Origin of the sequence: Neisseria sp. HMSC075C10 (assembly GCF_001815615.1) — a bacterium.
Classification (GTDB): domain Bacteria; phylum Pseudomonadota; class Gammaproteobacteria; order Burkholderiales; family Neisseriaceae; genus Neisseria; species Neisseria subflava_A.
Window position 1 is genome coordinate 82,615 of sequence record NZ_KV821239.1, and the last position, 9,987, is coordinate 92,601.

Annotated in this window: 10 protein-coding genes and 1 tRNA gene; 5 read left to right on the top strand and 6 right to left on the bottom strand. The window is 50.0% G+C overall.

Annotation, left to right across the window (positions count from 1 at the left end; all coding sequences use genetic code 11):
• Window positions 1-5: 5 nt before the first annotated feature.
• Window positions 6-623, bottom strand: coding sequence for a 4'-phosphopantetheinyl transferase family protein (locus HMPREF3047_RS01665; RefSeq protein ID WP_070712016.1), 618 nt, complete (start codon window positions 621-623; stop codon window positions 6-8).
• A 52-nt stretch (window positions 624-675) separates the two neighbouring features.
• A complete protein-coding gene (locus tag HMPREF3047_RS01670) occupies window positions 676-1,188 on the bottom strand; it encodes a hypothetical protein (RefSeq protein ID WP_283127028.1) in 513 nt (170 codons plus the stop codon).
• A 199-nt stretch (window positions 1,189-1,387) separates the two neighbouring features.
• Here HMPREF3047_RS01670 and HMPREF3047_RS01675 point away from each other — a divergent pair.
• Window positions 1,388-1,480: transfer RNA gene (locus HMPREF3047_RS01675), tRNA-Ser, on the top strand.
• An 80-nt stretch (window positions 1,481-1,560) separates the two neighbouring features.
• Entirely contained in the window at window positions 1,561-2,121 is a 561-nt protein-coding gene (locus HMPREF3047_RS01680) for a pseudouridine synthase (protein ID WP_049332414.1), read from the top strand.
• Between the two features lie 55 nt (window positions 2,122-2,176).
• Here the strand turns inward: HMPREF3047_RS01680 and HMPREF3047_RS01685 are convergent, their stop codons facing one another.
• The 4 genes from HMPREF3047_RS01685 to HMPREF3047_RS01700 all read right to left on the bottom strand — a co-directional run bounded on the left by HMPREF3047_RS01685 (window position 2,177) and on the right by HMPREF3047_RS01700 (window position 8,200).
• Window positions 2,177-2,983 (bottom strand): DUF4198 domain-containing protein, encoded by an 807-nt coding sequence (locus HMPREF3047_RS01685; protein ID WP_039863911.1) that lies wholly within the window; start codon window positions 2,981-2,983, stop codon window positions 2,177-2,179.
• A gap of 152 nt (window positions 2,984-3,135) precedes the next feature.
• Entirely contained in the window at window positions 3,136-4,512 is a 1,377-nt protein-coding gene (radA, locus tag HMPREF3047_RS01690) for a DNA repair protein RadA (RefSeq protein WP_070712017.1), read from the bottom strand.
• 95 nt (window positions 4,513-4,607) lie between these two features.
• Complete coding sequence (locus HMPREF3047_RS01695) at window positions 4,608-6,080, bottom strand: S41 family peptidase (RefSeq protein WP_049328634.1); 1,473 nt, start codon at window positions 6,078-6,080, stop codon at window positions 4,608-4,610.
• A 215-nt stretch (window positions 6,081-6,295) separates the two neighbouring features.
• Entirely contained in the window at window positions 6,296-8,200 is a 1,905-nt protein-coding gene (locus tag HMPREF3047_RS01700; protein WP_070712018.1) for a murein hydrolase activator EnvC family protein, read from the bottom strand.
• Window positions 8,201-8,373: 173 nt separating this feature from the next.
• Here HMPREF3047_RS01700 and HMPREF3047_RS01705 point away from each other — a divergent pair, with 173 nt between their 5' ends.
• Genes HMPREF3047_RS01705 through ruvX form a run of 3 tightly spaced genes read left to right on the top strand, consistent with a single transcriptional unit; the run spans window position 8,374 to window position 9,944 of the window.
• The gene (locus tag HMPREF3047_RS01705; RefSeq protein WP_049328632.1) at window positions 8,374-8,919 is read left to right on the top strand and encodes a CreA family protein; all 546 of its coding nucleotides are present in this window, start codon (window positions 8,374-8,376) and stop codon (window positions 8,917-8,919) included.
• A gap of 28 nt (window positions 8,920-8,947) precedes the next feature.
• The gene (locus HMPREF3047_RS01710) at window positions 8,948-9,496 is read left to right on the top strand and encodes a YqgE/AlgH family protein (protein WP_004520085.1); all 549 of its coding nucleotides are present in this window, start codon (window positions 8,948-8,950) and stop codon (window positions 9,494-9,496) included.
• Complete coding sequence (gene ruvX / locus HMPREF3047_RS01715; RefSeq protein ID WP_070712019.1) at window positions 9,489-9,944, top strand: Holliday junction resolvase RuvX; 456 nt, start codon at window positions 9,489-9,491, stop codon at window positions 9,942-9,944. The genes HMPREF3047_RS01710 and ruvX overlap by 8 nt, the downstream gene beginning before the upstream one ends.
• Window positions 9,945-9,987: the final 43 nt, after the last annotated feature.

Consider the following 9,987-nt stretch of genomic DNA (forward strand, 5'->3'; position numbering starts at 1 on the left):
AGTTGTTAGATAGTTTGCCGGTCGGTTAAATCATTGGGCTTGAGCGAGCCGAAAAACTGCCATTGCAGAGTGACGGCTTTTTCCTTCCAAACGCAGGCAAGTGCCATCGTATCCGCCAAAATTGCGCATGTGCCGTACCAATCGGTTTGCTTTCCAGTGCGTAAACTGACGGGTTGCTCTGAATCGAAAACATAGCCGACCGATTTCATATCCGACGGAAAATCCAAATTTGCCGCTTTAATCAATGCTTCCTTGAAACACCACAATCGGTAAAACGTTTCAGACGGCCAGTTTGCCGTTTCCAAAAAGTCTTGTTCTTCCTGCGTGCAGACCAAAGCCGACAGCGCTTTGAAATCACGCGGGCGGATAAATTCGATATCGACACCGGCTGTCAAGGGCTGAGGCGCACACAATAAAGCGGCAAAGCCTTGGCTGTGGCTCAGCGATACAGTCGGTAAAACGGTTTGCTGTTTTAATGCGCGGCTGACTTGCCAGTCTTGACGCTGCGCCAGTTGCGGCGTAGCAACTAAACGTTGGGAATCGGCTGCGTTTAGAGAAGCATGGTCGTAGCAGGCGGCAAAAGACGGATCGGCCAGCAGGCAGTGAAGGGGTGTCGTATCCATAAAATAGAAAAATGCCAAACTTCATGTTGAAGTCCGGCATTTTTGACATTGCTTAGTGGAAGCTGCCTTTCAAAACCACACGGCTGTTGAATGTAGCGATGTGGCATTCGTACTCGTTACCGCCTTTGGTTACTTTGTCAAAGTAGCTAACCAGGTGAACGGATTTGGCTTTTTTACGATGTGCAGTGCTTTGGAAGCGTTTAACCGCGCTCAGGAATGCGCGTTGGCAGGTTTCATCAGGGGTTTTGCCGACTGAGTTGGAGATTTGACGGGAGGTCAAAGTCGCGCCGGATGTACTACCGTAGTGAACGCGGATGCTAGGATCCAAAGCGGATTTAGCTTCGGCAGAGTTCAAAGCCACATCGACTTTACACATATAAATATCGTTTTGACCTTTGCCATTGACTTTATGGCCTTCACCCATGCTGCGGCAGGCAGAATCGGCGGCAGTTGTTTTTTGAGTAGAAGTTTGAGAGGAGGAAGTAGATGGTTGGGAATTGCCGGATTGTGAGCAAGCGGCAAGCATCAGGGCAGATACGGCAACTAAAGCAGAAAAACGTAACATACGAACTCCTTTGTAATAAGGGGTGTGAAAAAAGGTTTACAGAAAACAGAATCATTTTAACATATATGAAAGAAGTATAAAAATAGGATGATGCAAAAAATATTATATTTTTATTTAAATGATTTCATAGCGTTAAGAAAGTTTGGGGCTGTAATGCTTGACGAGGGAGGGGAGAAAGCGTATATTGCGGTCTTCCTTAGGAGTAATGGCTGAGAGGCTGAAGGCACTTCCCTGCTAAGGAAGCATGTGGGGTCAACCTGCATCGAGGGTTCGAATCCCTCTTACTCCGCCAAATATGAAAGACACCGTTTATACGGTGTCTTTTTTATTATCCGGAATTTCTTGAAATCTAAGGCCGTCTGAAAGTGTGAAATGAACGATTTGATTATTCTAAACAAGCCTTATGGCGTGATTTGCCAGTTTTCTGCACATGAAAAACACCAGTGCCTTAAGGATTTTGTCGAGAAACCGGGATTTTATCCGGCCGGACGTTTGGATACGGACAGCGAGGGTTTGCTGCTGCTGACCAATAATGGCCGTTTGCAGGCGCAGATTGCCGATCCGAAATTTAAGCAGGTCAAAACTTATTGGGCGCAGGTGGAGGGTTCTCCAGATGAAGCTAAATTGGATTTATTGCGCCGTGGCGTAGATTTGGGCGATTTTGTCACCCGTCCGGCCGAGGTCAGGGTATTGGAAGAGGGCGAAGCGGATGTTTTATGGCCGCGTGTGCCACCGATTCGCGTGCGCAAGTCCGTGCCTGATTTTTGGGTGGAAATCAAAATTTCGGAAGGGAAAAACCGCCAAGTGCGAAGGATGACGGCGAAAGCAGGCTTTCCGTGTTTGCGTTTGGTCCGCGTGGCAATAGGCCGTCTGAACCTATTTGATTTGAATTTGGAATTGGGACAATGGCAGTTTGCGCCGCATCGTCCTTAAATAGGATGAATAAAGGCCGTCTGAATATTTCAGACGGCCTTTTGTTATGGAAAAATTAATGATGTGAATGACCGATTTGGAAAGTCAGTGTGGTGTAGTTCGCCTGTTTTTGGCATACGCTTTGATCAGGGAAATCGGCTTTGTGTTCTACGCTGGCTTTCCAGAAACCTTGGCGTAATGGAATGATGCTGACTTCGCCTTTGTCATCAGTGGTATCGGAGAAGGCTTGGGCTTCGGTTTTATGGGTTTTGCTGCGGTCGCTGGTGTCGAAGCCGTCAAATGTAGCGGTAACGGTAGCATTGGGCAGCGGCTCGCCATTGAAGAGGACGCGGACTTTGAAGCGTTCGCCGACGTGGACGTTGGCAGGGTTGTCCAAAGGTACGATTTCTAAATGTTGGCCGACTTGCTTGGTGATGATGGCGGTATCTGCGCTTTCATGGCCGACATTGACGATGTTTTTACCGAACATACGGGTTTGCTCGCAATAGTTTGCATCAGGCATTTCTTTGATGCTTGCCTGTTTCCAGCCTGCGCTGTTTTTTGACCAGAAAGTCGGTTGGTATTCGGCGGTTACCAAGTAGCTGCCGTCTTTGACCGGCAATTTGCTGCGGTATTGGTAATTGTATGTGCCTTTTTGAATCATGTTTTCTTTGCCTTTTTCAGTTACCAGTTGCATGGGTTTGCTGAAAATGTGCAGGCGGTCTTTGGCGATCGGCTCAAGCTCAGGGAATTCGCCATAGCCTAATTCGGCTTCAAGGTATTCGCCGCCATGTGTGTGGGCGGTTTCAACCCAAACGCGATGGGCGTGTGCGGCAGTGCTGAACAGGAAGGCGGATGCGATAAGCAAAGCAGTTTTTTTCAAGATTTCTCTCCGATTTTCGATGTGTAGAAAAGATAGAATAAAATGGTTCGTTATAATATAACAAAATTATTTAAATTTAAAGAGAGGCCGTCTGAAAGTTTTCAGACGGTCTTTTAGATGATTGTTTTTTTGAATCAGATTATCGAAACGGTTTAATCCCCGTCACGACAAACGTCAATCGCTTCCTGCAAACTGCTGACGCCGTAGATTTTCAGGTTTGGAAATTCTTTGGCATTGCGTGGCATATTGGCTTTAGGAACGATGGCGCGTTTGAAGCCGAGTTTTTCCGCTTCTTTGAGCCGCTCTTGTCCGCGTGCGACAGGGCGGACTTCGCCGCTTAAGCCGATTTCGCCGAATACGACGGTTTTTTCGGGCATAGGGCGGTTGCGGAAGCTGGAGAGCATGGCGAGGATAACGGCGAGGTCGGCAGCAGGTTCGCCGATTTTGACGCCACCGACGGCGTTGAGGAAGACGTCTTGGTCGAAGCAGGCAATGCCACCGTGGCGGTTGAGGACGGCGAGCAACATGGAGAGGCGGTTTTGTTCGAGGCCGACGGTGAGGCGTTTAGGGGTGAAGCCGTGTGCATCATCGACCAATGCCTGAATTTCGACCAAAAGCGGGCGGCTGCCTTCCTGTGTGACCAAAACGCACGAGCCGGGCGTGTCGTCGCGGTAGCTGGCGAGGAAGATGGCGGACGGGTTGGACACGCCTTTCAAACCGTTTTCGGTCATGGCGAATACGCCCAATTCGTTTGCCGCGCCGAAACGGTTTTTGATGGCGCGTATCATACGGTAGTTGGAATGCTGGTCGCCCTCGAAATACAGCACGGTATCGACCATATGTTCCAGCACGCGTGGGCCGGCAATCGCACCGTCTTTGGTCACGTGTCCGACCAGTATCATGGCGATGCCCATTTGTTTCGCCATACGCGTCAGTTGGGCGGCACATTCGCGTACCTGCGACACGGAGCCGGGGGCGGAAGTGATTTGGTCGGAATACATGGTTTGGATGGAGTCGATGACGACGACTTCGGGCTGGTGTTGTTTCAAGGCTGTCTGAATCGCTTCCATGCGGATTTCGGCAAGCAGGTTCACGCCTTCGGTGGGCAGTTCCAAACGCTGCGCGCGCAGGGCGACTTGTTGGGCGGATTCTTCACCGGAAACGTACAGCACTTTGCGGCTTTGCGCCATTTTGGCGATGGTTTGCAACAGTAATGTGGATTTGCCGATGCCGGGGTCGCCGCCGAGTAGGATGACTGCGCCATCTACCAAACCGCCGCCCAATACGCGGTCGAGTTCGCCCATGCCGGTCGGATTGCGCGGCACTTCGGTGGCGGTGACGGCGGAGAGGGATTGGACGGTCGAGGTATCCGCCGCCCAAGATTGGAAGCGGGCGTTTTTCGGTTCGGGCGCGGCAAGGCTTTCCTGAAGCGTGTTCCACTCGCCGCAATTCGGGCATTTGCCCTGCCATTTTGGGGAAGTGCCGCCACATTCGGAACATTGGTAGATGGTTTTTGGGGCTTTTGCCATGGTGTTTTCCCTGTGGAATATTTGATGTGTGAAAAGGTCGTCTGAAAACAATCATATCGTTTTCAGACGACCTTTTTTATTGAGAAATAACAGGTTTATTTTTTACTGTCTTTATCTGCATCTTTTTTCGGCGCAGGTTTTTTCGCTGCCAAGCCCAAAGATTTTTGCCATTCGGCTGGATTTTTCACCAAGTCCAAGGCTTTGCGAAGCTGATCATCTTTGGCCGGATTTGGAATGCGGCGGCTGGAGATGTCTTCGTCTTTGTCTTTTTTGGACTTGTCTTTATCGGCTTTGGTTTCTGTGTTGGCAGGTGTTTCAGTGCTGCTGTTGACGTCTTGGCCGCCCAACGGATTGCCGATATGGCCGACCAAATCGGCTTCGCGGCTTTCAAAGGTGCGGTCTTTGTCTTTGACTTCAACGTCAGGAACAATGCCTTGCGCCTGAATCGAGCGGTCGTTTGGCGTGTAGTAAAGGGCAGTGGTCAGTTTGACTGCGCTGCCGCCGGAAAGCGGAATCAGGGTTTGCACTGAGCCTTTGCCGAAACTTTGTGTGCCGACGACGACGGCGCGCTTGTGGTCTTGCAATGCGCCGGCAACGATTTCGGAAGCGGAGGCCGAGCCTGCGTTAATCAGGACGGTCATAGGAATGGTTTTCAGCTCGGCAGGCAATCCGGCCAATGGGTCTTTGCCGCTGGTGGTGATGTAGTCTTCGGCAGTTGCTTTGAGTACCATGCCTTCTTTTTTGTTGCGGCCTTTGGTGCTGACAACGGTGACGTCAGGCTGCAGGAAGGCTGCGGATACGCCGACTGCACCGTTGAGCAGGCCGCCCGGGTCGTCGCGCAAGTCGAGGATGATGCCTTTGAGCGGGCCTTTGTTTTCTTTGACGAGGGCTTGTGCGGCTTCGTTGAGTGCGGCAACGGTGCGCTCTTGGAATTGGGAGACGCGGATGTAGCCGTAGTCTTTTTCAAGCAGGTGATGGCGCACGCTTTTGACTTTGATGATGGCGCGGGTCAGGTTGACGACGATGGGTTTGTCGGCATTTTTGCGCGAAAGGGTTAGGGTGATTTTGGTACCCGGTTTGCCGCGCATTTTTTTGACGGCTTCGCTGACGGTCAGGCCGCGCGTAGAGGTATTGTCGATTTTGACGATGAAGTCGCCGCTTTTCACGCCGGCGCGTTCTGCCGGAGTGTCTTCAATCGGGGCAACGACTTTGACGAACCCGTCTTCTTGTCCGATTTCCATGCCCAAGCCGCCGAATTCGCCGCTGGTGGACTCTTTCATTTCGGCATAGCCTTTTTTGTCCATATACTCGGAATGCGGATCGAGATCGGACACCATGCCTTTCATTGCGCCTTCAAAGAGCTCGGCATCGGGTTTGTCTTGGTAATAGTTGGCTTTGATTTGGCCGTACACTTCTGCCATGGTGCGGATGGTTTGCACGGGAAGGGCCTCGTTGTCTTTTTTGTCTTTTTCGGCGGCAAAACTTTGTACACTCAGACTGAGGGCGATGCCGCTAAATGCGCCGAGAGTGTAGATTGCAACTTTTTTCAAAGTGGATTTTGTTGACATTCGTTTGACTTTCTTTTTGTGTACGGTAAGCAAAGTGGTTTTTGTTTTCTCTGAACCCGTTGACTTTATGTGATTTAAACGCTTGGAACAATAAGTTTAAGGTAAAAGTTTGTTGTTTAATGTGCTGAACAGGCGTGAAAATCGTGTTTTATTGTAGTTTATGATGAAAATTCAGACGGCCTGAAGGGGAAAATTCACTCAGGCCGTCTGAAACATCAGTTAATCCATGAAAGCGGATTCATGACTTGTCCGTTGTAGCGGACTTCAAGGTAAAGGCCGGTTTCGCCCGACGGCAAAGTGCCGCTGGTGCCAATCTTGCTGCCGGCATTGACGGCGTAGTTTTGGGCGATGTCGATTTCGTTCAGGCCGGAGTAAATGCTGACATAGCCGTCGCCGTGGTCGAGGACGACTACTTTGCCGTAGCCTTCAAGTTCGCCGGCAAAAGTAACCGTGCCTGAGGCAATGCTGCTGACCGGAGCAGGAACGGTATTGTAGAACACGCCTTTCCAAACTTCGCCATCGCCGCGGTCTTGACCAAACAGGCCTGCCAATGTGCCGTTGACCGGTTTTTTCAGACGGCCTTGCATACGGCTGAAGCTGTTGGCATTGCTGACGGTAAAGCCTTGGGTGTTGGGGGCTTGCAGTTTCATGTCTTCGTCAGTCAGCGTGGACATGGCGGCGCGTTCGGCTTCGGCTTTTTGTTGGGCGGCAGCCTGCTCTTTGCGTGCTTTTTCAGCGGCGGCCAAACGGGCTTCGGCGGCTTTTTTACGCGCTTCGGCTTCGGCTTTGCGTTGATCGGCTTTGCGTTTTTCCAAATCTTTCAAGAGATTGTTGAGGCGTTGCTCGTTTTCTTTGTGGTTGATTTTCTTTTGCGCTTCTTTGGCCATTTGCGCGTTTTGACGGCGGCTTTCGGCTTGTTCGGCGGTATTGGTTACGCCTTGTTGACGCAATGAAGCTTGAATATTGGCTTGCAGTTTTTTCAGGTAAGCCAATTCATTGTTGATTTTTTGCTCTTGCGCCGCCAGCTCTTTTTGTTGTTTTTCCAAGTCTCTCATAACTTGGTCGTTGGCGTTGTTGATATAACGTGTGTAACGCAGGAAGCGGGTTTTTTGACCGGCATCGGCGTTTTTCAGAAAGAGGGCGACCGCGTTGGGCTGACTGTTTTTATAGTTGCCGGACACAAAGCGCGAAATTTGGGCGCGCGTGTTGGAAACTTCGGCTTTTAACTGGTTGGCATCGGCATTGAGTTTTTGGAATTTTTCCCAAGCGTCGCGTTGTTTGCGGTTGATGCCGGAGAGGTTGTTGCGTGTTTGTTGCAGCTGTTTGAGCGTGGCATTAACATGGATAATGAAACCCTCGTTGCGTTTGGCAAAGGATTTCTTGCTTTCCATTTCGTTGGCAGCGGCAGCCACGGCTGCTTTGAAATCGTTGTCGGCTGAAGAGACGGCTTTAGGCTCAGCTTTAGTGTCGTCTTTTTTGTTTTGCTCTTTGGCTTTGGTGTCTTTTTTAGCGTCAACAGCTTTTTTGGCAGGCTCTTTGGCTTCTTTAGCGTCGGCCTTTTTGTCTTCGGCTGCTTTTTTTACTGGCTCTTTGGTTTTTTTGTCGTCTTTTTTATCCTCGGCTACTTTTTTAGCAGGCTCTTTGGCTTTGGTTTCCTTAGGGTCTGCTTTTTTTACGGGTTCTTTGGCTTTGCTGTCTTTTTTATCTTCAACAGGTTTCTTGTCTTGTTCTTTGGCCTTGCCGGATTTTGCGGCTGCGGCTTTTTTGTCTTTTGCCGTTTCTTTAGGCTCTTCGGCTTTGCGGCTGGACTTTTTATTGTCGGCAGCGGCTTCGGCGACTTTAGCCGTTTTGTTTTTGGCTGAAGCGCGTTCGTTTTTGTCGGCGGTTTCCTTCTCTTTGGCAGCTTTGGCTTTAACCGCTTTTTTGTCTTCCTCTTTTTCTTTTACCGCTTGTTTTTTTGAGGTTTCTTTTTTTACATCTGCCTTGGCGGCTTCTTTCTCTTTTTTCACGGGCGCAGCTTTTTTGACGGCGGCCGCTTTTTCTTTCGGCGCGTCTTTGGCAGCATAGGTTGGCAGGGAGAAACTGAGCAACAGGGCGAGAATGAGGGGTTTGTAACGCATGGTTCGATCTTGCTATCAAAGTAGGAACAATAGGACGGATTATACTGTCTGTCAGGCCGTCTGAAAATAATATCGGGTTGCAATATGGACGAACAGTCTTATATAGTAACGATAGAGTAGGCGGACGGGGTTTAGTCTGCCTGGAAACTGACAGTCTGCATCGACAGGATATTATGAAAAAATATTTATTAGTAGTGTTGGGTGCCATGGTTTTGGCGGCTTGCGGTGACAATACCGATAAAATCGGACGCGCCAGTACGGTGTTTCATATGCTGGGTAAAAACGACCGTATTGAAGTGGAAGGTTTTGACGATCCTGATGTGCAAGGGGTTGCCTGTTATATTTCGTACGCGAAAAAAGGCGGTTTGAAAGAAACGGTCAATCTGGAAGAAGATGCCAGCGACGCATCGGTTTCCTGCGTGCAAAGTGCGGAAGTCATCCGTTATAACGAGGCTGCGGTTTTGAAACCGCGACAAGTGTTCAAACGCAGTGCCAGCATAGCATTTAAGAGCCAGCAGATTATCCGCTACTACGATCCGAAACGTAAGTCTTTTGCTTATTTGGTATACAGCGATAAAATCGTTCAAGGTTCGCCGAAGAACTCTTTGAGCGCGGTATCGTGTTTTGCCCATGCGAAAACCGATACGCCGGTACCGGCAGGCGGCGCGGTTTACGGTGCGTGCGTGGTGGACGCGCCGGTTGCCGATGGACAAAAATAATAAAATCAGCTTAATAGATTAAAAGAATATGAATTTAGCCAACCATTTCCTGATTGCCATGCCTCATATGGATGATCCGTTTTTTACGGATACGGTCATTTATGTGTGCGAACACGATGAAGAAGGTGCGCTGGGCATCATCATCAACAAACCTTCGCCGATTACCATGGACATGATTTTCGCCGCCGCCGACCGCAATATCCCGTTGCGTCTGCAACATGAAAACGTGATGATGGGCGGGCCGGTTCAGATTGAGCGCGGCTATGTCGTGCATACGCCGATCGGCCGCTGGCAAAACAGCATGGTGGTAACCGATAACGTCGCGCTAACTTCTTCGCGCGATGTGATTGAAAACCTGTCTAAAGAAGGTGCGGTGGACAAGGCTTTGATCAGTATTGGTTATTCGAAATGGGGCAAAGGGCAGTTGGAGCGCGAGCTGGCAGAAAATGTTTGGCTGACCGTGCCTGCGGACGAGCATATTCTTTTTGATGTGCCTTACGAACTCCGTTATGCCGCCGCTTTTGAAAAATTGGGTATCAATCCGAACGCCTTGGTTTCAGGAGTCGGCCATGCCTGATGCACCAAAAGGTACGGTTTTGGCCTTTGACTTCGGCGAGGCGCGTATTGGCGTGGCGCAGGGCGATGCCGAGTTGGGCATGACTCATCCGCTGGCGACGGTAACCGGCAACAGCAATGATGAGAAATTTGAGGCCATTGCCAAGATGGTCAAAGAATGGCAACCCAAGTATTTTGTGGTCGGCCTGCCGACGCATACCGACGGTACGGAACATGAGCTGACCCGATTGAGCCGCAAGTTTGGCCGCCGTTTGTATGGACGTTTTAAGTTGCCGGTTTATTGGGTGGACGAAAGGATGTCTTCCCTATACGCGGAAAGCCTGCTTGCTGAAGCGCAAGTATTTGGCCAAAAACAAAAATCCGTGCTTGACCAAGTAGCGGCACAGGCGATTTTGCAAGGCTTTTTTGAAGGTGGAGCGGCCGAGTATTTCAATGGCCGCGAAGAATAGCACTATTCATTATAAAGGCCGTCTGAAACTTGGTTTCAGACGG

Excerpts from the sequence above, each read along its gene's own strand:
- HMPREF3047_RS01665 (WP_070712016.1), bottom strand. The coding sequence starts at position 623 with ATGGATACGACACCCCTTCACTGCCTGCTGGCCGATCCGTCTTTTGCC.
- HMPREF3047_RS01670 (WP_283127028.1), bottom strand. The coding sequence starts at position 1,188 with ATGTTACGTTTTTCTGCTTTAGTTGCCGTATCTGCCCTGATGCTTGCC.
- HMPREF3047_RS01680 (WP_049332414.1), top strand. The coding sequence starts at position 1,561 with ATGAACGATTTGATTATTCTAAACAAGCCTTATGGCGTGATTTGCCAG.
- radA (WP_070712017.1), bottom strand. The coding sequence starts at position 4,512 with ATGGCAAAAGCCCCAAAAACCATCTACCAATGTTCCGAATGTGGCGGC.
- HMPREF3047_RS01695 (WP_049328634.1), bottom strand. The coding sequence starts at position 6,080 with ATGTCAACAAAATCCACTTTGAAAAAAGTTGCAATCTACACTCTCGGC.
- HMPREF3047_RS01700 (WP_070712018.1), bottom strand. The coding sequence starts at position 8,200 with ATGCGTTACAAACCCCTCATTCTCGCCCTGTTGCTCAGTTTCTCCCTG.
- HMPREF3047_RS01705 (WP_049328632.1), top strand. The coding sequence starts at position 8,374 with ATGAAAAAATATTTATTAGTAGTGTTGGGTGCCATGGTTTTGGCGGCT.
- HMPREF3047_RS01710 (WP_004520085.1), top strand. The coding sequence starts at position 8,948 with ATGAATTTAGCCAACCATTTCCTGATTGCCATGCCTCATATGGATGAT.
- ruvX (WP_070712019.1), top strand. The coding sequence starts at position 9,489 with ATGCCTGATGCACCAAAAGGTACGGTTTTGGCCTTTGACTTCGGCGAG.